31 protein-coding genes are annotated in these 22,629 nt (G+C 37.6%); 15 read left to right on the top strand and 16 right to left on the bottom strand.

Features of this window, described 5'->3' with window-relative positions:
* Positions 1-6 precede the first annotated feature (6 nt).
* Complete coding sequence (locus ACFJIZ_RS05520; RefSeq protein WP_379091416.1) at positions 7-570, top strand: DUF3347 domain-containing protein; 564 nt, start codon at positions 7-9, stop codon at positions 568-570.
* Positions 571-809: 239 nt separating this feature from the next.
* On the opposite strand, the gene ACFJIZ_RS05525 is transcribed toward ACFJIZ_RS05520, so the two are convergent.
* From ACFJIZ_RS05525 to ACFJIZ_RS05555, 7 genes are all read right to left on the bottom strand, one after another.
* The gene (locus tag ACFJIZ_RS05525; RefSeq protein WP_379091418.1) at positions 810-1,469 is read right to left on the bottom strand and encodes an epimerase; all 660 of its coding nucleotides are present in this window, start codon (positions 1,467-1,469) and stop codon (positions 810-812) included.
* Between the two features lie 204 nt (positions 1,470-1,673).
* Entirely contained in the window at positions 1,674-2,432 is a 759-nt protein-coding gene (locus tag ACFJIZ_RS05530; RefSeq protein ID WP_379091420.1) for an alpha/beta hydrolase, read from the bottom strand.
* A gap of 71 nt (positions 2,433-2,503) precedes the next feature.
* The gene (locus ACFJIZ_RS05535; RefSeq protein ID WP_379091423.1) at positions 2,504-3,220 is read right to left on the bottom strand and encodes a helix-turn-helix transcriptional regulator; all 717 of its coding nucleotides are present in this window, start codon (positions 3,218-3,220) and stop codon (positions 2,504-2,506) included.
* Complete coding sequence (locus ACFJIZ_RS05540) at positions 3,211-3,396, bottom strand: hypothetical protein (protein WP_379091425.1); 186 nt, start codon at positions 3,394-3,396, stop codon at positions 3,211-3,213. Before ACFJIZ_RS05540 ends, ACFJIZ_RS05535 begins: the two co-directional genes overlap by 10 nt.
* 80 nt (positions 3,397-3,476) lie before the next feature.
* Complete coding sequence (locus tag ACFJIZ_RS05545; protein ID WP_379091426.1) at positions 3,477-3,659, bottom strand: hypothetical protein; 183 nt, start codon at positions 3,657-3,659, stop codon at positions 3,477-3,479.
* A 2-nt stretch (positions 3,660-3,661) separates the two neighbouring features.
* Positions 3,662-3,952, bottom strand: coding sequence for a hypothetical protein (locus ACFJIZ_RS05550; protein ID WP_379091428.1), 291 nt, complete (start codon positions 3,950-3,952; stop codon positions 3,662-3,664).
* Positions 3,949-4,446: a GNAT family N-acetyltransferase gene (locus ACFJIZ_RS05555; protein ID WP_379091430.1), complete on the bottom strand. Its 498-nt coding sequence runs from the start codon at positions 4,444-4,446 to the stop codon at positions 3,949-3,951. The genes ACFJIZ_RS05550 and ACFJIZ_RS05555 overlap by 4 nt, the downstream gene beginning before the upstream one ends.
* A gap of 282 nt (positions 4,447-4,728) precedes the next feature.
* Here ACFJIZ_RS05555 and ACFJIZ_RS05560 point away from each other — a divergent pair, with 282 nt between their 5' ends.
* Positions 4,729-5,163, top strand: a complete 435-nt coding sequence (locus tag ACFJIZ_RS05560) for a hypothetical protein (protein ID WP_379091432.1) — start codon at positions 4,729-4,731, stop codon at positions 5,161-5,163.
* Positions 5,164-5,261: 98 nt separating this feature from the next.
* Here ACFJIZ_RS05560 and ACFJIZ_RS05565 read toward each other — a convergent pair whose 3' ends face one another.
* The 3 genes from ACFJIZ_RS05565 to ACFJIZ_RS05575 all read right to left on the bottom strand — a co-directional run bounded on the left by ACFJIZ_RS05565 (position 5,262) and on the right by ACFJIZ_RS05575 (position 6,873).
* Entirely contained in the window at positions 5,262-5,753 is a 492-nt protein-coding gene (locus tag ACFJIZ_RS05565) for an acyl-CoA thioesterase (RefSeq protein WP_379091434.1), read from the bottom strand.
* Between the two features lie 52 nt (positions 5,754-5,805).
* The gene (locus ACFJIZ_RS05570) at positions 5,806-6,387 is read right to left on the bottom strand and encodes a TetR/AcrR family transcriptional regulator (RefSeq protein ID WP_379091436.1); all 582 of its coding nucleotides are present in this window, start codon (positions 6,385-6,387) and stop codon (positions 5,806-5,808) included.
* Positions 6,388-6,489: 102 nt separating this feature from the next.
* Positions 6,490-6,873, bottom strand: coding sequence for a hypothetical protein (locus ACFJIZ_RS05575; RefSeq protein WP_379091438.1), 384 nt, complete (start codon positions 6,871-6,873; stop codon positions 6,490-6,492).
* 269 nt (positions 6,874-7,142) lie between these two features.
* Between ACFJIZ_RS05575 and ACFJIZ_RS05580 the strand changes: the two genes are divergently transcribed.
* Positions 7,143-7,715 (top strand): hypothetical protein, encoded by a 573-nt coding sequence (locus tag ACFJIZ_RS05580; protein ID WP_379091442.1) that lies wholly within the window; start codon positions 7,143-7,145, stop codon positions 7,713-7,715.
* An 11-nt stretch (positions 7,716-7,726) separates the two neighbouring features.
* Here the strand turns inward: ACFJIZ_RS05580 and ACFJIZ_RS05585 are convergent, their stop codons facing one another.
* Together ACFJIZ_RS05585 and ACFJIZ_RS05590 are read right to left on the bottom strand one after the other, a co-directional pair.
* Positions 7,727-8,362 (bottom strand): response regulator, encoded by a 636-nt coding sequence (locus tag ACFJIZ_RS05585; RefSeq protein ID WP_379091444.1) that lies wholly within the window; start codon positions 8,360-8,362, stop codon positions 7,727-7,729.
* Positions 8,349-10,337, bottom strand: a complete 1,989-nt coding sequence (locus tag ACFJIZ_RS05590) for an ATP-binding protein (RefSeq protein WP_379091446.1) — start codon at positions 10,335-10,337, stop codon at positions 8,349-8,351. Before ACFJIZ_RS05590 ends, ACFJIZ_RS05585 begins: the two co-directional genes overlap by 14 nt.
* A 186-nt stretch (positions 10,338-10,523) precedes the next feature.
* Between ACFJIZ_RS05590 and ACFJIZ_RS05595 the strand changes: the two genes are divergently transcribed.
* Complete coding sequence (locus tag ACFJIZ_RS05595) at positions 10,524-10,940, top strand: hypothetical protein (RefSeq protein ID WP_379091448.1); 417 nt, start codon at positions 10,524-10,526, stop codon at positions 10,938-10,940.
* 81 nt (positions 10,941-11,021) lie between these two features.
* The gene (locus tag ACFJIZ_RS05600; RefSeq protein ID WP_379091450.1) at positions 11,022-11,486 is read left to right on the top strand and encodes a hypothetical protein; all 465 of its coding nucleotides are present in this window, start codon (positions 11,022-11,024) and stop codon (positions 11,484-11,486) included.
* Between the two features lie 126 nt (positions 11,487-11,612).
* Here ACFJIZ_RS05600 and ACFJIZ_RS05605 read toward each other — a convergent pair whose 3' ends face one another.
* Positions 11,613-12,242 (bottom strand): class I SAM-dependent methyltransferase, encoded by a 630-nt coding sequence (locus ACFJIZ_RS05605; protein ID WP_379091453.1) that lies wholly within the window; start codon positions 12,240-12,242, stop codon positions 11,613-11,615.
* Between the two features lie 297 nt (positions 12,243-12,539).
* On the opposite strand from ACFJIZ_RS05605, the gene ACFJIZ_RS05610 reads away from it, so the two are divergent.
* Positions 12,540-13,082 (top strand): hypothetical protein, encoded by a 543-nt coding sequence (locus ACFJIZ_RS05610; RefSeq protein WP_379091455.1) that lies wholly within the window; start codon positions 12,540-12,542, stop codon positions 13,080-13,082.
* Entirely contained in the window at positions 13,060-14,202 is a 1,143-nt protein-coding gene (locus ACFJIZ_RS05615; protein WP_379091457.1) for a hypothetical protein, read from the top strand. The genes ACFJIZ_RS05610 and ACFJIZ_RS05615 overlap by 23 nt, the downstream gene beginning before the upstream one ends.
* A gap of 11 nt (positions 14,203-14,213) precedes the next feature.
* Here the strand turns inward: ACFJIZ_RS05615 and ACFJIZ_RS05620 are convergent, their stop codons facing one another.
* Genes ACFJIZ_RS05620 through ACFJIZ_RS05630 form a run of 3 tightly spaced genes read right to left on the bottom strand, consistent with a single transcriptional unit; the run spans position 14,214 to position 17,732 of the window.
* Positions 14,214-14,966, bottom strand: a complete 753-nt coding sequence (locus ACFJIZ_RS05620) for a LytR/AlgR family response regulator transcription factor (RefSeq protein WP_379091459.1) — start codon at positions 14,964-14,966, stop codon at positions 14,214-14,216.
* Positions 14,959-16,413 (bottom strand): sensor histidine kinase, encoded by a 1,455-nt coding sequence (locus ACFJIZ_RS05625; protein WP_379091461.1) that lies wholly within the window; start codon positions 16,411-16,413, stop codon positions 14,959-14,961. Before ACFJIZ_RS05625 ends, ACFJIZ_RS05620 begins: the two co-directional genes overlap by 8 nt.
* A gap of 44 nt (positions 16,414-16,457) precedes the next feature.
* Entirely contained in the window at positions 16,458-17,732 is a 1,275-nt protein-coding gene (locus ACFJIZ_RS05630; RefSeq protein WP_379091463.1) for a TlpA family protein disulfide reductase, read from the bottom strand.
* Between the two features lie 200 nt (positions 17,733-17,932).
* Between ACFJIZ_RS05630 and ACFJIZ_RS05635 the strand changes: the two genes are divergently transcribed.
* The 8 genes from ACFJIZ_RS05635 (at position 17,933) to ACFJIZ_RS05670 (ending at position 22,572) form a co-directional block, all read left to right on the top strand.
* On the top strand, positions 17,933-18,442 hold the full coding sequence (locus tag ACFJIZ_RS05635; protein ID WP_379091465.1) for a hypothetical protein: 510 nt from the start codon (positions 17,933-17,935) through the stop codon (positions 18,440-18,442).
* A gap of 77 nt (positions 18,443-18,519) precedes the next feature.
* A complete protein-coding gene (locus ACFJIZ_RS05640) occupies positions 18,520-18,792 on the top strand; it encodes a hypothetical protein (protein WP_379091467.1) in 273 nt (90 codons plus the stop codon).
* A 149-nt stretch (positions 18,793-18,941) separates the two neighbouring features.
* Complete coding sequence (locus ACFJIZ_RS05645; RefSeq protein ID WP_379091469.1) at positions 18,942-19,235, top strand: hypothetical protein; 294 nt, start codon at positions 18,942-18,944, stop codon at positions 19,233-19,235.
* Positions 19,192-20,073 carry a caspase family protein gene (locus ACFJIZ_RS05650; protein ID WP_379091471.1) on the top strand — a complete coding sequence of 294 codons (882 nt, stop codon included), beginning with the start codon at positions 19,192-19,194 and terminating at the stop codon, positions 20,071-20,073. Before ACFJIZ_RS05645 ends, ACFJIZ_RS05650 begins: the two co-directional genes overlap by 44 nt.
* 67 nt (positions 20,074-20,140) lie before the next feature.
* Positions 20,141-20,701 carry a DUF4870 domain-containing protein gene (locus ACFJIZ_RS05655; protein WP_379091473.1) on the top strand — a complete coding sequence of 187 codons (561 nt, stop codon included), beginning with the start codon at positions 20,141-20,143 and terminating at the stop codon, positions 20,699-20,701.
* A gap of 120 nt (positions 20,702-20,821) precedes the next feature.
* On the top strand, positions 20,822-21,487 hold the full coding sequence (locus tag ACFJIZ_RS05660; RefSeq protein WP_379091475.1) for a serine hydrolase domain-containing protein: 666 nt from the start codon (positions 20,822-20,824) through the stop codon (positions 21,485-21,487).
* Between the two features lie 13 nt (positions 21,488-21,500).
* On the top strand, positions 21,501-21,974 hold the full coding sequence (locus tag ACFJIZ_RS05665; protein WP_379091477.1) for a serine hydrolase: 474 nt from the start codon (positions 21,501-21,503) through the stop codon (positions 21,972-21,974).
* 133 nt (positions 21,975-22,107) lie between these two features.
* A complete protein-coding gene (locus ACFJIZ_RS05670; protein ID WP_379091479.1) occupies positions 22,108-22,572 on the top strand; it encodes a DinB family protein in 465 nt (154 codons plus the stop codon).
* The last annotated feature ends 57 nt before the right edge of the window (positions 22,573-22,629 follow it).

Here is a 22,629-nt window from a genome sequence, read left to right on the forward strand (position 1 = left end):
AAAAAAATGAAGACAATTACCAATTTTACAATTGCTTTCGCAGTGGTAGCTTTATTCGCTGCCTGCGGAAACACACAAAAATCTGCTGAAGCAGAAGATCATGCAGGGCATAACCATGCACCAGGCGAAGGGCATGGAACGCCAACAGCCCAAACTGCCGTTGGTGTGAATTTAAAGGATGATAAATTAAATGCAGTTTATCAGCACTATACCCATTTAACAACAGCCTTAGTTAATGGTGATCTGGCCGAAGTTAAAATTGCTGCCAATGCGATTGAACTTGGAGCGAAGGAATTAACCAATGGAAACACATTGGCTACTTTAGCTGCTAAAATTAGTGCTGCAGCAACGCTTGAGGTGCAGAGAACCTTATATGCTGATCTAAGTACTGATTTTATTGCAAGGGTCAAAACGGTTGGTTTAAGCTCTGGTGAGGTGTATGTTGACTATTGTCCGATGGCCTTGAACGACAAAGGTGCATCGTGGTTAAGTAACCAGAAAGACATTAAAAACCCATACTTTGGCGAAAGTATGTTGACTTGTGGGGAAGTAAAAGAAACATTGAAATAATATGCTGGCCGGGATTTGCAATCCGACTATTATAAATTGTCATACTGAACTTGTCGAAGCGCTTATTTGGTATCATCCTAGTTCGACCACATAGGAACATAGAAAACATGGGCTGAAGCATTTAGTCAAATAAAATTGTCATACTGAGCTTGTCGAAGTATGTGTTGCATAGGTCTTCGACAGGCTCAGACTGACATTGATAGGTTCGATTAAGGAATTTTTATCAAATTATTGTTTTATCAACCTTTGGCAATGGCTACAATATCCTTTACTTCAACAATGTGTTTAGGGGCACCCTTAACAGTTACATTGATCATGGCTGTACCCAATTCATGTAAAGTACAGAAACCAGCAGGATAAAGCGCCCGACCGATAGGATAGAGCCAAGCAAAATATTTATAATAACGCAATACGTTTTTCTGACCCGCGGAAGCTTTTAAAAAGCCAGGTCTGAACATGTATCCATTTTTGAACAACCGTAGCAGTTCGTTTTCAGTTGCGCCTTTTACCCTTGCCCAAGCCATCCGACCTTGCTCGGTGCTATCAGTTCCGCTACCACTTACATAACAAAATGTCATTTCTGGATTAAGCTTGGCCAACAATTGCCCCACATTAATGGTCAGATCGTAAGTAAGGTGCTTGTAGGTTTCTTTGTCCATTCCTACTGAAGGTACACCTAAACAAAAATAGCAGGCATTGTAACCAACCAATTGATTTTCAATAGGTGATAAATCAAAAAAATCAGCATGAATGATTTCTTTAAGTTTAGGATGGGTAATTCCTAATGGTCTTCGGTTGATTACCAAGATTTCTTCTACTTCTGGATTGGCCAAACACGTCAACAAAACGCCTTCGCCAACCATACCTGTAGTACCTGTTATAATTGCTTTGATCTTCATTGTAGCTACTTAAGTCGGCATTATAAAACTGCGTTAGTAAATTACAAAATTTAGTCGGATATCTTTAGAAAACCATTTTCAATTAGCCAACTTTTACAAAGTTTAAACCAACTGTCTTGACTATTGAGATCCGACAGACCAAAACCATGACCACCAGATTGTAGAATGTGCATTTCTGCTTTCACGTTTGATTGCAATAAGGCATTAAAGAATAATAAAGTGTTTTTTATTGGGATCGACCTCATCATCGGCTGCATGTACCAAAAAAGTAGGTGGAGTTTGCTTGGTTACATGTTTTTCGGCAGCATAAAAATCCAGCAGCTCGGCAGTGGGTTGCTTTCCAATCAAGTTTTCTCTCGTCCTAGGAATAGCTGGATCATAGATGATTACAGGATACAATAAGATCATAAAATCAGGTCGAAGATTGATTTTTTCCTTGTTCTCTATCACAATCCTATTCAATCTTGTACCTTCAGTAGCTACCAAATGTCCACCAGCTGATAAACCTACCATTCCCAATCGTTTGGGATTGATGTTCCATTCTTTTGCCCTTTTGCGCACCAATTGGATTGCTGCCTGTCCATCCTGCATCGGACCGATTGATTTATCTAACATAATGGAATCATGAGGCAATCGGTATTTTAAGATAAAAGCGGTAACTCCGATTTGGTTAAATGCCTTTGCAATTTCAATACATTTTTTAGGCGATTGGACGAAATATCCACCACCAGGCGAAACGATGACCGCCGTTCCGTTGGCGATTTCCTTTTTTGCAAAATAAGCAGTCAAGGTAGGTACCGTTACCTGACTGATCAAACCATCACTATCTATTTTTTCAACGTAATTTGCCGGTGCGTTTTTTGAATTGGGGATATCTTTTTCATAGAGGGGGACAACAAGATTTTGCGCAACAACAAATTGGCAGCACAATGCCATCAAGGAAATCAATAATATTCTTCTCATAATTTGAAGCGGTTAAACAACAAAACTATACTTTCAATACAAGAGAAGATGTGCAGAAATGCTCAAATTGATCAACAGTTTCGATAACTGCTAGGTTGTACGCCGTATGCTGTTTTAAAGGCCCTAGAGAAAGCACTCACATTCTCGAAACCACAAAGCCAAGTGATCTCGTGTATAGGTTTGACAGTAGCCTTCAATAATTCAGTTGCTCGTTGAAGTCTGATGTTGATCAAATATTGATGTGGTGTAGTATTAAAAACTGATTTAAACTGCCTAACCAATTGGGGAACAGAAAGGTAAGATAACTGCCCAATTACATTGAGGTCTATAGAATCCATGTAAGAAGAATGAAGGATATCTTTTGCGATACATAAACGCTTGTATACCTCTAACTTTGTAGCAGGTTTCAATCCATTTACATTTTGGGCACGTCTTTTATCCGATTGATGGGTTTTAAGCAAGTATCGAAGTAAAAAGACCAAGTGTTCATCGGCCATGTTGGGATGGTAGCCTTGGTTGGCCAAAGCGGCGAGGAGCGAAGTTAATTGTTGCTGTAGCTCAGGACTGATGTGTTGAAGAGTCTGAAAAAATTCTGGGGTCTTTTTACCATGCTCAAAAGGGCTGTCCAATAAGCTTTCTTCTTTGTGCAAAGAATCATGAAGTACCGAAGCCGCAAATTCTTTCTTGAAAAAGACGGAAAGGTTTCTGACCTTTTCTCCACTGTTCATGTAACAAGAGTACTCTTGCTCATCATTCAGGATCAGAAACTGCCCTTGTCTTATGGCCAATTGTTGCCTGTTGACCCATACCATTCTTCTCCACTCAGTATCGTTTTAAAAGAAAAACAGCCCACATGTTTATCGCAAGAACTATAGCTACTCTCTGCATTGAAGATGATATTGTGCTTTTTAAATAAGCTAAAGTGCAATTCTTCATCAAAGTCGGGTTTTGTATGATCTGGCAAACTGGTAAAATACATATCGATCTTAAAGTGCTGTAGCTAATTTATATTAACGTCAATTTTTCATTTTTGTTGATATGCACCTATTTATTTTTCAACTGCAAGGCTCTTTGTAAGAAACTTTGATTGGCCAGTTTTTCTTCTGCTTCCTCAATCGCCTTTAGTAAGTTGTTTTGGTTAGCGGCGATTTCGGTTAAAATCGTAGTCATGATTTCCCATACAGGTTTCATCTGTAAGATCAATTCCTGACCTTTAGGGGTAAGCATGATCAAACGTTTACGTTCATCGGCCTTATCTTTTTTAGATGGATCAGTTTCTGCTTTTCTAGTTCTCTTAACAAACTAATGGTTGATGGATGGGTATAGCCAATCTCCGCTGCAATCTCAACTACACTTAATACTTCTTTATGGTATAGGGTGTAGATTACCGGAAACCACTTGGGCTCAAAATCAATTCCAAATGTTTTATACAACAAGGCACCATCTTTTCGTAACTGTTCGCTGAGCCGCTGTAACCTTGTAGAAAGTGCCAGTATACCCGTTTCATTGATTACATTCATTTAGTTCTATTTAAATTCAACTCACAAAATACATCATCTGCTGCCATTAAAGGAAATGTTTTTGGAAGTCTTTCTTTTGCAATGCGTGTAAATTGGTTTCTTTCATAAAAGCGCAAGGCTGCTTCCAAGATGTGTATGGTTCCAAGATACAGGTAGGCCATACCGTTTGTTTTAGCATAAGCGATCAAGGTATCTAACAAATGTTGAGCGATATTTAGTTCTTTGCCCCTAAATTCCTTTTTAACAAACATTTTTCTGATGGCCCCAGCATTGTTGGTAAATTTGATCAATGCAATGGTTCCAACCAATTCATCTCCTATAAATGCACCCCAAAAACAGCCACCACCTTTATGGTAAAAATCTGTGATCGTTAAAAGATCAGGTTGGTCTTTTACTGTAATGGGAATATTGAATTCGTTTTGTTGGATGTTTAAGATCAGGTCTATGGCAGCTTGCGACTGATCATCATAGATTGGAATAATTTGTGTTTTCATCTGTTAAGTATTTACAACGCAAAACTACGTAGTTAACTACATATATAAAAATAAATTAACAAAAATTAACTATTTATCGGTCGTGCTAAGCTATTGTAATTGTCTCGTTGAATTCATCAAATGATAGATTAAAGATTTTCGACAAGCTTAAATTAGCATGTGTTTAATATTCATTCAGCTCAAAATAGGATAGAGGGGTTTGCTTATATTCTTTTATAGCTAATGCTGTAGCGTTTCGTCTTCATTAAACGTATAATAGAGTATACCTAAAATAGATAACATATGAAAAATGCTACATTTCCTTTAAGACTGAGTGCTGTAATCTTAGTTATTACCAATTTGTTTATGATATCGTCTTTGTTTATGATATCGTCGTGTACCAAAGAAAAACAAGACGGACCTTGTTTGGCCATATTTGCACCAGATTTTTTGCAATTTAACATTGTTGACAAAAATACAGGAGCAGACCTGCTCTTTTCAGGGACACCTACTTATACGGTAGACCAGATCTATTTCACTATTAATGGCAATATAAATAAACAAAAGCCGAGGGTAGAAACTTCAGCAGCATTGGGCAAATACCTTCTGCTGCCAGCTGGCGCTGGCCCAACTGGAACCATCAAAATATACATTGCAGATGAGCTCAAATTTACGGTTGATTATACATTGAAGAAAAATGAAAATAGCAATTGTTCGCCAGATTTTTTGATAAATTAACCATCAATGGCACTCAAAAGGAGCAAAATATACATGGTCGTATTGTACAATTGAAATTGTAGGTTGTTGGTCGGGACTATAAATCCCGACCTGATTAGCTAAACAATTAGCTTACTTCTTAAGCCTTGAATAATCGCTGAGCAACGTTCTTCAAAAATAACATGTTCAACAGGCAATACAACAGTTTTAAATAGATCCATCAGTTCTTCTGAATGACTGGCCACTCTTTTGGTATGGATATTAAACTGGATAAATTTCATCCAAAGTATGGCCTTTAGCTCGGTTTCATTTTCATTCCACATCTTCATCTCTACCAATAGTACGTTGTTGGTAAAGTGGATCAATTGTGTTTCGATCAGCACAGTTTCCATGGTCAAGGCAGGTTTGATGTAATTGATCTGGTTGGATACAACTACCCAACTCATACCCGTGGTTTCCAGGTTTTTGAAAACATCAAGTCCGTAATGTTCTGCAATTTGGTCTTCACGGGCATTTAAGAAATAATCGAGATATTTCGAGTTGTTTAAATGGTTAAAAGGGTCGCAATCCTGAAACCTGATCTTTCTTTTACTTTTTAATATACTTTCCATTGTTATGTGATTTATACCAGATACCAATCGGTATGTGGAGGGTCAAATTTTTTTACAATTTTATTTTATCAATGATCATCTCGTCTATAAAATCCATGGCACTGCTGATATAGCTTTGGTCGTAATGTGTAAATGCCAATAGTGAACTTCCTTCTATGATGGACAGGATGGTTTTGGCATAAGAAGGAGTGTCAATGTCTGCTCTGATCTCTTTATTCTGGATGCCTTCTTCGATAATTGTGATCAAACCCTTCATCATTTGTTGAGATAGGTCTTGCGCAGCCTTAAACAATAAGGGATTGTTATAGCTTGTATCCACACCAACCCTTAACATGGGGCAGCCGCCACGGTCCTTAACCAATCCATAGTAACTGCGTTGATAATTGGTAACTACATGTAGTTTAGCAATGCTGCCAACTGTATTGGCTATCAGTTTGAATAGGGGTAACAAGGCTATTTTTACATTCAGTTCAAAAGCCTTTAATGCCAAATCTTCTTTGTTGTGGAAATTACAATAAATAGCACCCTTGGTTAAGCCTGTAGCTGTAGTAATGTCAGCAAGACTAGTTCCAATGTATCCTTTTTTATTAAAAACAGGAGCAACTTTATCCAATATAAATTCGGCAGTATTCATTTTTATTTTCTACTTCAACAGCATAGCAACAAATATAACACAAATACCAATCGGTATGTGATTTTGTTAAATTATTTTTTCATGAATATTGACAAATGATCATTAACCTTTCTTATACCTAAGTAAGGTCGCATCAACCAGATGAGCTATTTTTAAAAACTCATAGCTCAAGGTTAGGATTTCAGCATTGAGGTTAGTCAGATCAGTTTTTACCGTGCCCTGTATTAAGGTTAATGGCCCAAAATCTACACCTACATTTGGCCACGATTGCTCATGAGCTTTAAAAGCAGCCCTAAAATCGGCAGCAAATTTTCTACTTTCGATAGCATAACCTTTCAGTTTTCGCAGTTTTAGGGCATGGATATTATAGAACAACTCGTTCGTTTTCACATGGTCTTCATCAATCCAAACGGAAAAGAAGATTCTAGATTCAGCCGTTACAGGGTCTTGAAGTGGGCTTGCCCAAGATTGTTTATACAACTTCAAAAAAACTGAATTGAGGTAAACGCCAGTTACCACTTCGATCTCTTTTCAGCCAGCAATTTTTGATCAAGCAAGTCAGCTGCTTTTTTAAACCTATCTAGATAATTTGGAATGTCCATTTTAAATCAAGTGATGTGTTTGAAGTATTAAACATCAGCAAGTTATTCAATCTTTCCTTCAGTTATACCATAGAAAAGCTAGATTTTTGATTTTGTTTATTATCACATTTTGTATCTTTAATTACCTTAAACTATAACCCTAATCATAACCCTATGAAAAATCTACGTCTCATCCTTTTTATTTCTTTCATCGCATTACATGCAAAAACCTTTGCCCAGCCAGCTGCTAGTGGCGGAACAATCAACTTTGAACAAAATGGAAAACACTACACGGCCAAAAACATTAGTGGAACAGCAGTGGTGGGTAAAGATAACAATGGTATTCTTACGCTAAATTTTAGTGTAGCTGACAAAGAAAGGGAAGTATCGGTTAAATTTTATTTGAGAAAGTTGGGTGAGCTTAAACCCGGAACGATCGCCTTGGCAAAAATGGACAATAAAGCCAATCCGAATTTTGGTCTCTTTGCCAATACTCCACCTGGAGATGCAGATTCTAATGATCATGATGCAGGGGCAGGTACGGCAAAAGATGTTTCTGCCGACTCAGAAAAAGGCAGTTTTACCATCAGTAGTGTGAGTACAAGTGGTAATCAGGTTGTTTTATCTGGCAGTTTTGAATTTAGTGGCAAGAACTCGATAGCAGAAGGAGCTGAAAAGAACATTTCAGTAAAAGGAACCTTTAGCAAAGTAAGTCTCGTAACATTTGGTCCACATCTTAACAAATAGTAATTAGCTAATTAAAGTAGGTTATGTTGTGTAGCGATCCTGATCAGATCTGCCACATTTTTAGCCTTCAGTTTCTGCATCAGGTTTTTTCGATGGTTCTCCACGGTAAATTTGCTCAAGAACAATAATTCTGCAATGCTGGGCGAGTTTTCTCCAGCTGCAATTAATTTTAAGATCTCTGTTTCGCGTACGGTAAGTTTAGCTAGGTCTTGTTGTTCGTTTGATGGGGGACGGGCAATGATTTCATTCACTGCAGCACTAAAAGAAATCTGACCATTGATAGCTGAATTGATACAATCTACAATCTCCTCAACAGTGGCATCCTTAAGTAAGTAGCCGCTTGCACCATTGGCCAGCATCTGCATAATGGCGCTACGTTCTTTGTGGTTGCTAAAGGCCAGTACAACTGTTTTTGGCGCAAGCTTTTTAATTTCCTTACACAAGTCCATTCCATTGATGTCTGGAAGGATAATATCTAACAATACAATGTTAACAGGTGTCTTCTTTAAGAAATGAATAAAATCTGCAGCACAGGTAAAACCTTTGACCACTTCAAATTCTGGTTTTTTGCTTAAAAGCCTAACCAGACCTTCAATCACTACAGGATGGTCGTCTACAATGGCAATTGTAATCTTAGCTGGTAACATTGAGTTCTATATTAATTGAAGTACCTTGTTGATCTGCTACGGATAAGATCTCTATTTTTCCTTTTAGATAGGCTACGCGGCTTTGGATATTACTCAACCCAAAACCTTGTGTCTTTAGCTTCTCAGCTGGATTAAATCCTTTGCCGTCATCTTCAATCGTCATAAAAAATATGTTTTCAGTTTGAGAACATTGCAATAGGATATTCTTGGCTGATGCATGTTTAACCGCATTGGTCAACGCTTCTTGTGCAATGCGATAGATGACCAATTGTTCTTTCTCAGTAATGGTGTTTTTGATATCCAGACACTGAAAATACACTTTAACTTTTTCTGAAGTAAGCGATTCGCAAAGGTCGTTCAATGCCGCTTGTAAACCTAATTTACTCAACATACCAGGCATCATATCATAGGCAATCTGACGAAGTTCTGTAATGGAGTTCTCTAATTGAAAGATCACGTGTCGTAGTTCGATGTCTTTATTGTGTTTTTTTTCTACCATGTAATGGTCAAGGTTCATTTTGGCCATAGACAATGTTCCACCCAAACCATCGTGCAGGTCACGCGCCACTCTATTCTGTTCTTCCTCCTTTGCCGCTAACATTACTTCTGCAATTTTCAATTGTTGTTGGTTATCCAGATCTTTTAATTGTTGTTGGTGGTTCAGGTCTTTCTGTAAGGTCAGTTTTCTGCTACTATTGTAAAATAGCCAGCCTAAAATGGCCAATATCAACAAAAAAAGGCTGGTTGATCCCAATAAACCACTGAGTAAGCGACTGTTTTTGGTAGCCAGTTTGGCCTGTGCATTTTCGGCATTCAGCTTGATCATCTTCTTTTGGTTTTCTTCAGTTCTGTATTTCACTTCAAAAAGGTTAACCGTTTCCTTTAATTTGTTGTTGTTGATGCTGTCGTTCAATACATTGTAGAGCTTTAACCAATCAAAAGCTTTAGCCTTGTCTTTCAATCCTTCGTAGCACATGGCCAATCCGTTATACACCTGCAATTTGTTTGAGTCCCAAACCATAAACTGTTTATTCTGTGCCAAGATCAATGCCACATCTTTTGCCTTTACAAATTGATTGCTGCTGTACATGGCATAGAATTTTTGCAGCAACAAGCGCTGTTCTGCATAAGTGCCTTTGACCTCTTTGGTTAGTAACATTCCCTTATCAATTACCATTAACGCACTATCGTATTGAAACGCTACATTATATCTAAGTGCTTCGGTTGCATAATACTCTAACCAAATGGCAGATTTTGGATAAGGTTTGAGTAAGGCTTTCAGTTTTTCTAAATTCTCTTCGGCCGCTGTTAACTTACCCAAGGCAATATCATTTTCTGCTACCGATTGATAGACCATTGCCAAATAATGTGGAGCTTGAGCGGTTTTAAGTGTTGAAAGTGCTTTCTCTAAGTAGATTTTTTCTTTGTCAAATTGGTGCAGGTCTTTGAAAGCTATCGAAAGTTGATAATAGTTTTTGCCAAGAAAACCCTGGTCGCCAGATTTTAAGATCAGGGGAATGGCTTTATGGAGGATAACATCAACCGCTTCTTTTGAGTTGGCGCTGATGTATAGGTTAAAGGCATAGTTATGCCAGCACATCGACCTCAAGTGGAAAGCCTCTTTGGTATGGAATGGTTGAAGGGCAGAATCTGCTTTTAGAAAAACCTGCTTGGCCAAACCAGGTCTGTCTTTTACGGTCACCAATGCCTGATAGTACAGAGCAACAGCCCTTAAAAAAGAGTCATCCTTACTATAGTTTATACCTTTTAACAAATAGCTTTTAGCTTTTGTGCTGTCTGTTTTGAGGTAATACTCAGAAAGCAAAAAACTACTATTCGCTTTTAAAGCAGCAGTAGCTGTGCTATTCAACTGGTTTTTAAGACTATCTACATAACTTTGATTACCAAAAGGAATTTGCCCCTTAGCCGAAAAAAAAGAAACGCATAGACACAGGATGTACAAGTATTTTTTCATGTTGTGCAATTCATCAAATTGGGCGCAATGTTTAACATAAATCTTTGCTTATTAAAGTCGAGCTGTAAAAATAGCTGGAAATAGTCAGTTAAAAAATGACCTGTTATGGTCATTGTCTCCCAATTTTTGTAGACCTAATTTTGGGTAAGTATTCTATTTATCCCTTAAACAATAACCAATTTACCCATGAAAACAACTTTTAAAAACTTAGCTGTGTCCGTCATTTTTTTCTTGTCAGCTGTATGCTTTCTAACATCTTGTAAAAAGAGTGGAGGTGGCTCACTACCTGATCAAAGCAAGTTCCCATTAACAAACTTTAACATCACTACTGCTAGCCCAAGGGTTAATGGTACATCTGTATACATCAGTTACGATGTTAAAAATGTTTCTACAAAAAACTATGTCATCTTGGATAACTCGCAACACATCATCTATGTAAGGTTTACCATTGTAACAACAGACGGTACCACTTATGAGCAAAGCCGATTGATCCCAGATCTACAGGCCAATACCACATCTGCACAAGAGGTTTTGATCCAGATGTCTAGTGGTAAAGTGCTAGATCCATCTAAAACCAAGACCGAACTGTATTATGAGCGATAACCTGTAGTACAATACCCAATAGAAAACGTGAAAATAAACGCAACCAAAAAATAACCGATTTAAAAACATTTAAAATTTATCATGAGAAAGATACTAATCATTTGTTTTGCCATTTTAGTATTTGGTATAAGCGCTGCCAATGCACAAGGTGTATTAGACAAGATAGAAAACATATTGAACAAAGCTGATCGTGCTACCAATACAGCAGATAAGGCTGCAAAAACAGGACAAAAAGCAACGAGCTTGTTAGCTAAAAAAAAAGGTACGGAAGCAGAAGTAGCAACTACCAAAACCACGTTAAAGCTAAGCGGTGTTAATTTTGCAGAACTTAAAGAGTTGAATGAGAAGTTACAGACCGCCAAAGGGGTAGAAAGCACAAAGATGAAATTTAGTGCAACAGGTTCTACTATTTTTTTGCAACATGCTGGGAGTACAGAAGACCTATTGAAAGTCTTACAAAAAACAAATCCTATACTTTTTGCCGATAAAAACATAGAGGGTATGGACGATGGAGAAATAGCAATAAAACCTAAAACTAAAAACTAAACTATAATTTACTCATTAAATGAAAGGGGGAAGACATAAATTAATAACTGATATCTAATATTTAATTGAGAAGGTCGTTATCGGATGGTAACGATCTTTCCATTTTATGGTTAATGAGGTATCAGTCTATTTTTTATGGCCTACAAATCGGATGACCGAACCTAATCCGTTATGGAAAAGACCTTCTTTGAGTTCAATTTCTGTTTCTATTAATGTTTGGATTTCATAATTATGAAAATCGGCCTTAAGCTCTTCTATAGAAAATAGTGATTCGATATCCTTTGGTCCGCCAACCTTTTCATTTTTGGCCAAATAAGCAAGATGCTTTTTATTGAATGCTTCGAAAATGATAGTACCGCCTTTACGGAGATACTTATCTAATGCCTGATGCAGTTGAGATTTAAGGTCTGCTGGAAAATGGGCATAAATCAAGGCAATGGCATCAAATTGGCCTTCTTTATAATTGAGCGTTTCTAAAGCACCAATTTGATAATCGATGGTAACCTTATTCTTATCGGCCAATTGTATGGCTTTCTTTTGACCTTCATTGCTGATGTCGAAGGCAGCCACTGTCCAACCCAATTGGGCCGCAAATACCGCATTACGACCTTCGCCCTCGGCCGGAAAAAGTATATTCCCAACGCTTAACTCCGTAAGCTGCGCTTTCAAATAAGCATTAGGTTCTTCGCCATAGGCAAATTCGTTACCTGCATATCTTTCGTTCCACCTGTTTGTCCAATTATCTGTCATTTGCATTGAGCTAAGTTTTGTATCAACTACCCAAAATGGAGGTTTTAGGTTATTTTTAGCAGCCTCAATCCATTTAAGCAGAAAGCTCAAAGCTATCAATTACTTCTATAGAAATGATGTTGGCTATCACATACAAAAGTCAAATCTTAGTTGACATGGCCTGATATTTTGGAATGGTTGTTGAGCTATTTTGCAAGAGGGACGCCATTTATAAAAATAGGTCAGATTGTTGTTGCACATTTACCATTGGGCTGACCTTTACAATGAACGTATGCAGTTTTATACAATTAAAAGCCCATTACCATGACGCAGATTTACCTTCGATTCTTTCTTCTCTGTTTAACCTGTGTTGTACTGCTTTCTGGCTGTGTTTCTTTACAACAGTCCAAACAATTGGGCATTAAAAAAATAAACGAACTTAGTGCCTTTAATAGTGTTTACGAAAATGTTCGGCAAACAGGCGATTCGTTAACTTATGCCTTATTATGGAACCAATTAAAGTTAAGCCCTGGCTTGGCCGATGCAGATTTTAAAAACGCAAAAATAGAATTGCTTGCTTTTGATAAGAATAAGCTTAAGGCAATTTGGTGGCAAGGCGAGGTACAAAAAGCAGAACTGATCTTAAAAGGGGAGTTGAGAGATAATTATTTTGTATCTAAGCATAAACGTAAGATCATTCCCATTCCGCTGATTTATGGAAAACTAGAGAACCATCAGTTCCAACTTTCAATCGGTCCACACAATGAACTGATTTTAGATCGATTGGAAAACAAATGGGGTTGGGTATTTTTATTTCTGGCCAGTAACAACAGTACTAAAAAATATGAATACCGTAACACAAAGTAAGGATATGCACATCAGGAAAAGAGTTGTTGTTTTATTGAGCTGTCTATTGGCATTTGTAGCGGGGCATGCACAAACCTACAATAAGAACGATACATTGAAATTTGATTTGGACTTTGATCAAAAACCAGACTTAGTAATTTTTGACAGGACAAAAGACGTTATAATCTGTAAGCTATCTACAAAGAAGTTTGTACCGATAAAAACCTTAGAATTGGCTTTTGAAGAGCCCCAATCTGGCATACGTAGAAATTCGAATGGTTTTACCTATTTCGTTCCACACATGCGTAGTGGCTATCATTGTGATTTTACCTATAATAAAGTTGAAAAAAAGATCCAGTTAACTACCATGGATAGGTATGAATTTGGTCCTGCCAATAATAGTGGAAGTGGTGAATCTAGTGTAAACCTATTGACCCACCATTACGAAGGGAATTGGAATTATTACGATATGGAAATTGAAGAACTGGTTAAATTGCCTACCATTAAACGTAAAATGGTGCTAACTACAACCTATCTCGAAAACTTCACAAATGATATAGCCTACAAGTACGCTAATCATTGTGCAGCGTTGTTCGAAACCGCAAAACAAAAGTATGTTGATGCGGCAGAACTACGTCGCTTTACAATTGATAGTCTAGTAACCTACCGAACGTATAACGATGCATTGGGTACAAACAGGTTAACCGTAAAGGTGATCAATCCATGTAATGCAGACTCTTCTATTTTTGATGGGGCATTGACACAAATAGCGGTTACGTTAAAAAACACAAGAGGCATTTCTTATACTTACCGACATCCAGATTCACAAATGTCGCTCATCGATTTTAGGAAAGATGAAATTGTACTTCGGGATTTTAATGGTAAAAAAGCGGTATTTATACCTTTCTACTATTGTGGGGGTTACGAAACCTACGATAGAAAAGTATCCTATATTATCCTTTACAATAACAAAAGTTACAGTTATCATTTGGACTATTATTGTAAAGGAACACAAGATTGTAGCCCTGTTAAAAGCTTTGAAGCCCAGTTTAAAGACCTACCACCAACTGTTAGATCGTACTTCGTCAAGTTTTTAACCAACAAGCATAAATTAAGGGCTAGTTTCCATCAAGAGGAATGATAGGATGTCTTTTACATCTTTAGCAAAGCTTTGACTGCACTTTTTCTTTGTTTGGAAATCGGTACTTTCTGTGTAGCGTAATCCATGATCAGGTAACCGGAATCTTCGTTAAGGATACTGGTGATATGCATTTTATTGACCAGATGCGATTGGTGGCAACGGATAAAATTATAAGGACCTAATAACTCTTCATATTCATACAGCGGTCTGGAAATAAGATGCTGGGTTCCATTGGCTAAAAAGAAGGTAGTGTAGTTATTAGACGATTCGCATCTTACAATATCTTTAACTGGCACCAAAAAAGTTTCTTTTTGCGTTGGCAAAGCTATCTTTTGGTTTTCGTCTGGGTGTTTTCTGTCCAATAGATAAAGGAGGTTGTGCAGCCTTGCATTTTGTTTTTTGGCACTTACCGACTGCTCTATCCGTGCTACGGTATTTTTAAGTTCTGTAATGTTGATCGGTTTGAGCAAGTAATCCAACGCGGAGAATTTTACAGCCATGATTCCATAAGCATCGTAGGCCGTTACAAAAACAACATCAAAATCAGGGGCTGGCAACGATTTTAACAGGTCAAAACCATTTTTTCCAGGCATCTCTATATCAAGAAATACTACATCTGGTTTTAATGTCAGAATCAAAGCACTGGCCTCATCGGCACTTGTTGCGGTACCAATTACATCAATCTCTTTACAATTACGGGCAAGCAGCGCCTGTAGATTGTTGATATTAATGGGTTCATCGTCAACTATTATTGCACTAATCATTTATCCAGTTGTGAAATGTTAAAATGGCTTCGGTTCCGTTTTGTCTGTTAAAATCAAGTACAATAGCTTGTTCTTTTTTCATCTTATTGATGGTCAGTATCCTTTCGGCTGTTAAAGAAAGTCCATAGCCCGTATGGCGCTCTTGATCTATCCATGTTCCATTGTCCTTTACTACAATTACAAAAGTATCCTTTTTTTGTCCTTCCTTACAAACAATGAGCAAGTGTCCTTTATCGCCCAGACCCGAAAGTCCATGTTTAATTGAGTTTTCTATCAATGGTTGCAGCAGCAGAGTCGGTATTTCTATCACCGACGGATTAAGCGAATCGGCTATTGCTATGTCCCAAGAGAAATTGAAACGTAAAGACTCTAACCTCATGTACATGCGCATCATTTCCAGTTCTTGGTCAAGACTGTTAAAAACATCTTTGCTTTTGGCCAAGGTCTGCCTCAATAAAGAACTGAACTCTTGCAGGTAATGGTTGGCCTCGTCGATACGTCCGGTATTCATCAACCCTTGTATAGAACTCAAGGCGTTAAAGGTAAAATGTGGGTTCAACAGCGATTGCAACCTAATGGCTGTTTCTTCCATTCTTTTTTGTTTTCTTTGGGAGAGGTTGATCTTCTTTTTTAAAACAAGGGTAACGAACACAAAAGCCAAAGCTACTATAAGCCCAAAAAAGATGATATAAGTGCTGGAAGACTGGTACCAATAAGGTTTAACTTGTATATAGACAATGCCGACGCTTTCTGGCTGCAGCTCGTAATTTACCCTGAGTTCATATTGGGTATTTGCTGTTAATTTTAAGGGTTCAAAGCCATTTTTACTGGTCTTGTGTTCGGTTTTTTTTGTTTTGAGATTAGTTAGACTATAACTAACCTCCAATTTTTTAAAATCGATAGGATCAACAATGTCAAGCCTAAGGTTTTCGTCAGCTGATACTTTAAGTTCGCGAGTTTGTGCACCAAACGTCAAAGTACTAGTGGTGTGTTTACTTTTGAATTGGATCGTAGGCACAAGCTTTAACCTCTTGATCACATACCTACTGACCAACGTATCCATTTTTTGGTCCAATAGTTCAACAATAAATTCTTGATTAGGACTTAAGTAGGCCAAGGTCGCATCTCCCTGAAAATTTATTGCCTTCTTCTTAAGATCACTTTTTGGTTCATCTCCCTTAAAATATTTACGGTAGTAAAGTTCATTTACCGGTTTATAGAAGGTATAGGTACGGTAGATGTTCACAAAACCACCAATTGTATATGCTTTGGTCTGTTTGCCTTTTACAGTATCCTTTTGTTGATGAGGGGATAGGCCGGCACCAACAATACGGAAATAGGTGTTTTCTAGGGTAGAATTTTGTTGGCCATAAACACTTTGCATGCAGATGAAAAGAAATAAAATAAATGTAATATAGCTTTTAGGTTGTATGCTGATCAATTTCATATGGTTGGCTTAAACTTAGGTAATATTAATAAAATATATGTCGATTATTGTGCTTTAGCGAGTGTAATCATCGCTTCCAATTCATTGACCAGTTCTGCATCTGTTGTATAACCATCGGTAGCAAACCTTAGTTTGCCCTGTTGGTCGATCACCATTTTGGCTGGTATTCCCTTTACTTTATAGGCATTGGCTACCGAGAATATCTTAGGGTTGTTTAACATGGGTTGATCCATTAATACGTTAAGAGGAAATTGATGCTTTTTAACATATGTTTTTACGCGTTGGATGGCATCTGTTCCATTTTCTTGTGTGGCAATAAACAGAAACACCACTTCTGGATGTCTTTTGCTCAGTTTTTCCATTGCTGGCATCGCAGCTATGCAAGGTGCGCACCAAGTAGCCCAAAAATCAAGCACGACCACTTTTCCGCTCAGACTCTCCAACGATACACGTTTTCCGCTCAGGTCTATTAAGTTAAAATCAGGTGCTTCAATATTCAGCATCATCTTTTTGGCCAGTTCCGTTTCGTAAGCTAGCTTTACATTGCTTTGTATGGAATCCAAAAAGAGGGTTGCATCGGCTCCATTACCAGTTTTTTTAATGTACAGTTGTTGAAGTTGCTGATCCATTTTTAAACTAGATTTCCCTAAACTGGCCATTTTAAATAATATCGCATAAGCTTTGTCTATTTGACCATTGTTGATCAAAAGCGTGGTATAAAGTTCTATCGATGCTTGCTGCATATCTTCCAGTGTTCTGTCTTTCAAGTTCAGTTCTTGATATGATAGGGCCACTTGGTCTTTACCATTGGCATGAAGGATTTGGGCATAAGTATCATAATAGGGGTAGGCAGCCATTTTCATGAACCTGTTCCAATCTTCGATCGGGAAACCAGCTGGCCTGGCCGATGGGTCGTTCCGATATGAATCATAAAGGGAAATGGTCTGCTTTGCAATGGTCTCGGCATAGCTTAAGTATTTTTTATTTTTACATAACATGTTTGCCGCTAAGTTGAGGTAGGAAGTCTGGTTAAACTTGTTTTTGATCAACTTGATATAGGCTTCAAATTTTTGGAATTTGCCAGCTTCTAAAAAAGAAAGTGCTATGATACCTTTCATTACATCTATGTCTTCGGCATTTTTGAGGGGATCTAACTTATAGGTTTTGATGGCATGGTGCATGGAAACCACATTCTTTTCAGGATCTGTTTCTTTTGTCATCAGTTTGATCTGATGGGCTACTGCCTGCATGTCTTGTGCTCCTACATTTAACGATAGGCAAAGTAGCATGCCTGATAATAATAGTTGTATTGTTTTCATCTATTTTTTAAACTCTTTATTGATTACTAAAACCAAAATTAAAGGCAAGTGCATGCAGTTGATTACAGCTTTGTGAGGATAGGCCATTTGACTGTGAATTTGGATCTGGTTTGGGACAAACACTTATCCGTTAAAATACCTAGACAAAAACCGTAAAAACACCCTAATCAGGTTTTGGTATACCTCTTAATTTTAACCATATGAAAACACGTTTCTCGTCACCTTGTAAAAAGAATAAAATGGAATGGATCTACACTGGTATTGGACTAATGATGATTGTCCTCATTACCGGCCTGCTTTCTGGCTGTGCAGTGGTTAAAACTGATTATTCGAGCCAATCGAAGAAAAATGCTACTGTCTATTATTACTTGCCAGAAAGCCTGGTTAAAATTAGGGCGAGCGTAAAGGTGGCTGTTGTTTATAATGCAGACGATAGTACATTGAATGAATCGAGTAAGGTAATCGAACAAAGTTTTGAGACTTCGACAGAAATGATTGCCGATACAAAAGACCTGTTATCTTTAAACTACAGGCCAAATGCCTTAATGGCCGATGACATTAAATATGCGGTAAATGCTAAAGGATTGTTAGAAACCGTTAATATTACCACAGAAGACAGGACCGCAGCCATCATTTCCAAATTAGCTGAAGCACCTGGATCATACTTAGCACCACAACCGGAACAGCAAAAGGAGCTAACACCATTGTAAAGATTAAAGAGTACAGCACAGATTTTGTAGTCAAGGCTTCAGCTTTATCAAGTACTCCATTAGTAATTCCTTGGAATTTGATCATCGTCAATGAACTTGGACAAGATGAGTATATTAATGTATCTGGTGATTTTAAATTAAGTTCAGTTGATCTTACAGCAAGTACAACACCATTAAATCAGTTGGTTAATGGAAATACTACATCAACCGTAACAGAGGCTGAAGGCATATTTACCCGCCCAATTAAAAACATCCAATTAAAAATAGAATCCGCAACAGCAACGCTGAGTAATACCTTACCTACCAACATCGTAATTGCAGATTGTAGTAAATTGATTGTGATCCTGTAAATAGAACTGCATTTGTAAAACGGGTAAACAAAATTGGAATCCAAGATGGGGTCATACTTTCAAACGAGATCAACAAACCATCGTCTGTAGAAGGCTTTCTTTCTATTCCTATTGATATCGCAAAGGCTGTAGTTTCTGTTCCGGCGCAATTGATCCAGTTTAAGTTCGACAATACCAAACGCTTAGACGACTTAGAAAAGGCCAAACTCAATTATGAAAAATCAATCCAAGAAAGCCAAAAATTCGCTTTAACCAAAGAACAAGAGATTGAAAAAGTAAAATTAGATATGCAAAAAGCAGCGCTTTCTAATCAGGTAGAATTGCAAAAACTCAAATTAGAGCTGCAAAAAAGTCTTTTAGAGGCAGAAACCAAACAGCTCGAAGCCCAAAAAGCACTTGATGCCATCAAAAAAGAACTGGAAGAACTTAAAAAAGGCAAATAAAATGGCACAGGGCTTCGCTTTAAACATTGGTCTAAACAGTATAGACCGCACTAAATATAAGGGCAGATACCAAACTTTACGTAATGCTGAGAATGATGCTGACTTTTATTACGAAATGGCAATCAAAAACCATTTCATAGCTACCAAACTGATTGGTAAGAATGCCACAAGTGGGAACTTGCTTGATGGGTTGAAAACCCTTTCGGATAAAATGGTAGCTGGAGATACTTTATTTCTTTCGTATTCTGGCCATGGTTCCAGAGTCAAAGACCTGAACGGAGATGAAGATGATGGTTATGATGAAGCTTTGGTTCTATATGACAGACTTTTTATTGATGATGAGTTTCAGTTATGCTGGGCAAGGTTCAAGGCAGGGGTCAGAATTTTTTTCACCAATGATAGTTGTTACAATGGTACGGTTTCAAGGTTATTATTAAACGAACGGGGCGAAAATATAGATAAGACTAGTAACCCTAAGTATGTTCTAAGAGGTATAGATACCAATGAAGCCATGATAGATTTTGCAAACAATTTGGGTTATTTTAAAGGAATAAAGTTAAAAACAGATCCCAATGCGATAAAAGCAGTTTGCTCAATCATCCATATTGGTTCTTGTTTGGATAATCAACTGTCTGATGATGGTCTGCCTACTCAAAAAAATGGAAAGTTTACTTTAGCTGTGCGTAAACTTTATGATGAGGGCCATTTTAAAGTTTCTTACAGATTATTTTATGAACTGCTTAAAGTTGAAATGCCACCTTGGCAAACTCCAAGCTGGGATACAGAGGCTGGTAAAACTGATGATGCATTTATCGAATCTACTTTTTTGCAGATCTGATAAATCAGCCATCAATGTTGGCTAATAGATTTTCAGATTTTTTTTCGATTTTAGCAGAATAAAATCTATGTCTGCATCGAAACTTGCCATTTATCGCCGAAAAAAAGGACTGACCCAAGAACAATTGTCAGAATTGTCTGGCGTAACCACAAGAACAATCCAGCGTATCGAAAAGGGTGCGGTTGTTCCACATGTGCAGACCTTAAAGATGCTTGCCGACTGTTTGGACATTGAAACAGAGCTTTTAATGGATGCCGCAGAAGGAAATACCGAAACGAAACCTAAAGCAAAAACTACTTCGATTGTTCCACTTTTTCATCTGCTTGCACTTTTGGGTTTAGGCTTTCCGATATTGAATATCGTACTGCCCTTTATTTTATGGATTCTTAAAAAAGATGAAAATCCGGAGTTTGATAAACAGGGCAAGCAGGTACTGAATTTCCATCTTACCTTAACCATCTTATTTTTTCCTGCCATTGTATTGATGGTCTTGTATTTTCCGGTAGGTTTTCCTCTTGTGGTTATTACCTATGTTTTCATGGTTGTGATGACTTTGATCAACCTATTTCGTTCCATTAAACTGGCATCCGTAAACTATCCCTTTGCTTATCCTTTTTTCAAAATTTAAACTACATTTTAATTAAAAATAGGGTTTACGCTTATTTAAGGATAATTTGTCGGGTAGATGACGCAGAGATGTCGTTGTATGTTTTTTAATTTCGTCAGAGATTTGGTAAAAAAATAAATCATGAAAAAATTAAGCATCCTATTGATCAGCTGTCTTTACCTTACCTCATCAGCACAGCAAACCCTACGCATTAAACAGTTAAATGGAAAGACCATTAGCACTGCCGCATTAACTACTAGACTGGCCCATATTGTAGATAGCGCAAAGTTAGCTGGTTTACAAGTAGCTATCATCAACAACAAAACTGTTTGGACAGGAAATTTTGGTTACAGAAACATAGAAAAACAATTAAGGATTGAAGATGAGACCGTGATGTACGCTGCATCACTTACCAAACCTGTATGTGCTTACTTGTTTCTGCGATTGGTAGAAAAAGGAGTATTTAGTTTGGACAAACCCATCAAGCATTACCTAAAGAAACCGATAGGGCAGTACCCAAAATGGAAAGATCTTGGTGATGATACTACCGCTTTTAACCAGATTACCGCGCGCATGCTCTTGTCGCATAGTTCTGGTATGCCTGTGTTGAGGTACTTATATCAAGATAAGGTAAACCTGATTGCCAAACCTGGAGAAAAATTCTATTATTCTAATGAAGGGATCAACCTATTGGGCTTTATGATTGAAGAATATACTGGCAAACGATTGGAACAATTGACAAAAGAAGAGATCTTTATCCCATTGGGCATGGACCATACCAATATGATTCTGGGACCCTGCGTTTGAAAATAATTTTTCTATGGCTTATTATAAAGATGGAAAGATCTATGGATCAGAAAGAAGGGTTGAAAGCCGTGCAGCAGGCTCAATGACTACTACTGCTTCTGATTATGCGAAATTTGTAGAAAACCTGATGTTACAAAAAGGTTTAGCACACCAATTGTATGCACAAATGCTTTCGCCTCAGTTCTATGTTAAAAGTAAACGTGGTTTTGGCCCCTTAAAGGATAGTTTAACAGTAGATAACGACAAAATCCATTTGGCCTGGGGCTTGGGTACGGGTCTATTCCAAAGTAAAATGGGCAAAGCGTTCTTCCATACCGGACATGGAGAAGCCAACCAGAATTATTTTGTCGCTTTTCCGGCAAAGGGCATTGCCGTGGTGTTGTTGAGCAATAGCGAAAATTTTGAGCGTGTTTCGAACTTGATCTTGAATGCTTGCATTAACGATTACTACTCACCTTTAGGTTGGCTCGGACATTTGGATAATTAAATTCAACGATTATAGATTGTTCAATATTGTTGCCAAAAGGCATATGTTTAGGCAATTTAAACTTTTGTATATTTATAAATAGGAGCGAGCCAACAAAACATTAGGCTAAAAAACATTTAAGCTAGAAGATTCAATGACAAGGAATTTAACTATTGCAAACAGATTGAGAGAGGTATTGTTAGATGGCAAGTGGATAGCCAATACCAATTACAAAGAGCAAGTGTCAAGTATAAACTGGCAAGAAGCCATTCAAAAGGTAGCGGATCTAAATACCATTGCAGCTTTAACTTATCACATCAATTATTATCTAGAGGGCTTATTGGCCGCTTTTGAGCACGGAAAATTGGACATCAGTGATAAATACAGTTTTGATCTACCAGAGATAGTGTCAGAGCAACAATGGAAGACATTGGTATCCAGATTTTTGGCCAATGCCGAAAGATTTGTTGACACCGTAGCGAAAATGGATGACCAGCTTTTTGACCAAGCTTTTATGGAGGAGCGGTATGGAACTTACCTGCGCAATATAGAGGGGGTAATTGAACACAGTTATTATCATTTAGGACAAATTGTTCTGATCCGTAAAATGATCTCCTAATCGATCAAACAAATGTTGATAAAGCTAACGTAGGCATGTGGTGTGTTGCACATGCCA

Source organism: Pedobacter sp. UC225_65 (assembly GCF_042698365.1).
Taxonomy (GTDB): Bacteria; Bacteroidota; Bacteroidia; order Sphingobacteriales; family Sphingobacteriaceae; genus Pedobacter.

What these genes read in the sequence shown, in the direction of transcription:
- ACFJIZ_RS05655 (WP_379091473.1), top strand. Translation starts at nt 20,141, where the DNA reads ATGTCTGCATCGAAACTTGCCATTTATCGCCGAAAAAAAGGACTGACC.
- ACFJIZ_RS05525 (WP_379091418.1), bottom strand. Translation starts at nt 1,469, where the DNA reads ATGAAGATCAAAGCAATTATAACAGGTACTACAGGTATGGTTGGCGAA.
- ACFJIZ_RS05545 (WP_379091426.1), bottom strand. Translation starts at nt 3,659, where the DNA reads ATGCTTACCCCTAAAGGTCAGGAATTGATCTTACAGATGAAACCTGTA.
- ACFJIZ_RS05635 (WP_379091465.1), top strand. Translation starts at nt 17,933, where the DNA reads ATGAAAACACGTTTCTCGTCACCTTGTAAAAAGAATAAAATGGAATGG.
- ACFJIZ_RS05610 (WP_379091455.1), top strand. Translation starts at nt 12,540, where the DNA reads ATGACGCAGATTTACCTTCGATTCTTTCTTCTCTGTTTAACCTGTGTT.
- ACFJIZ_RS05595 (WP_379091448.1), top strand. Translation starts at nt 10,524, where the DNA reads ATGAAAACAACTTTTAAAAACTTAGCTGTGTCCGTCATTTTTTTCTTG.
- ACFJIZ_RS05590 (WP_379091446.1), bottom strand. Translation starts at nt 10,337, where the DNA reads ATGAAAAAATACTTGTACATCCTGTGTCTATGCGTTTCTTTTTTTTCG.
- ACFJIZ_RS05570 (WP_379091436.1), bottom strand. Translation starts at nt 6,387, where the DNA reads ATGAATACTGCCGAATTTATATTGGATAAAGTTGCTCCTGTTTTTAAT.
- ACFJIZ_RS05665 (WP_379091477.1), top strand. Translation starts at nt 21,501, where the DNA reads ATGGCTTATTATAAAGATGGAAAGATCTATGGATCAGAAAGAAGGGTT.
- ACFJIZ_RS05550 (WP_379091428.1), bottom strand. Translation starts at nt 3,952, where the DNA reads ATGAATGTAATCAATGAAACGGGTATACTGGCACTTTCTACAAGGTTA.
- ACFJIZ_RS05580 (WP_379091442.1), top strand. Translation starts at nt 7,143, where the DNA reads ATGAAAAATCTACGTCTCATCCTTTTTATTTCTTTCATCGCATTACAT.
- ACFJIZ_RS05615 (WP_379091457.1), top strand. Translation starts at nt 13,060, where the DNA reads ATGAATACCGTAACACAAAGTAAGGATATGCACATCAGGAAAAGAGTT.
- ACFJIZ_RS05660 (WP_379091475.1), top strand. Translation starts at nt 20,822, where the DNA reads ATGAAAAAATTAAGCATCCTATTGATCAGCTGTCTTTACCTTACCTCA.
- ACFJIZ_RS05650 (WP_379091471.1), top strand. Translation starts at nt 19,192, where the DNA reads ATGCCATCAAAAAAGAACTGGAAGAACTTAAAAAAGGCAAATAAAATG.
- ACFJIZ_RS05530 (WP_379091420.1), bottom strand. Translation starts at nt 2,432, where the DNA reads ATGAGAAGAATATTATTGATTTCCTTGATGGCATTGTGCTGCCAATTT.
- ACFJIZ_RS05560 (WP_379091432.1), top strand. Translation starts at nt 4,729, where the DNA reads ATGAAAAATGCTACATTTCCTTTAAGACTGAGTGCTGTAATCTTAGTT.
- ACFJIZ_RS05625 (WP_379091461.1), bottom strand. Translation starts at nt 16,413, where the DNA reads ATGAAATTGATCAGCATACAACCTAAAAGCTATATTACATTTATTTTA.
- ACFJIZ_RS05565 (WP_379091434.1), bottom strand. Translation starts at nt 5,753, where the DNA reads ATGGAAAGTATATTAAAAAGTAAAAGAAAGATCAGGTTTCAGGATTGC.
- ACFJIZ_RS05555 (WP_379091430.1), bottom strand. Translation starts at nt 4,446, where the DNA reads ATGAAAACACAAATTATTCCAATCTATGATGATCAGTCGCAAGCTGCC.
- ACFJIZ_RS05620 (WP_379091459.1), bottom strand. Translation starts at nt 14,966, where the DNA reads ATGATTAGTGCAATAATAGTTGACGATGAACCCATTAATATCAACAAT.
- ACFJIZ_RS05605 (WP_379091453.1), bottom strand. Translation starts at nt 12,242, where the DNA reads ATGCAAATGACAGATAATTGGACAAACAGGTGGAACGAAAGATATGCA.
- ACFJIZ_RS05670 (WP_379091479.1), top strand. Translation starts at nt 22,108, where the DNA reads ATGACAAGGAATTTAACTATTGCAAACAGATTGAGAGAGGTATTGTTA.
- ACFJIZ_RS05585 (WP_379091444.1), bottom strand. Translation starts at nt 8,362, where the DNA reads ATGTTACCAGCTAAGATTACAATTGCCATTGTAGACGACCATCCTGTA.
- ACFJIZ_RS05520 (WP_379091416.1), top strand. Translation starts at nt 7, where the DNA reads ATGAAGACAATTACCAATTTTACAATTGCTTTCGCAGTGGTAGCTTTA.
- ACFJIZ_RS05630 (WP_379091463.1), bottom strand. Translation starts at nt 17,732, where the DNA reads ATGAAAACAATACAACTATTATTATCAGGCATGCTACTTTGCCTATCG.
- ACFJIZ_RS05600 (WP_379091450.1), top strand. Translation starts at nt 11,022, where the DNA reads ATGAGAAAGATACTAATCATTTGTTTTGCCATTTTAGTATTTGGTATA.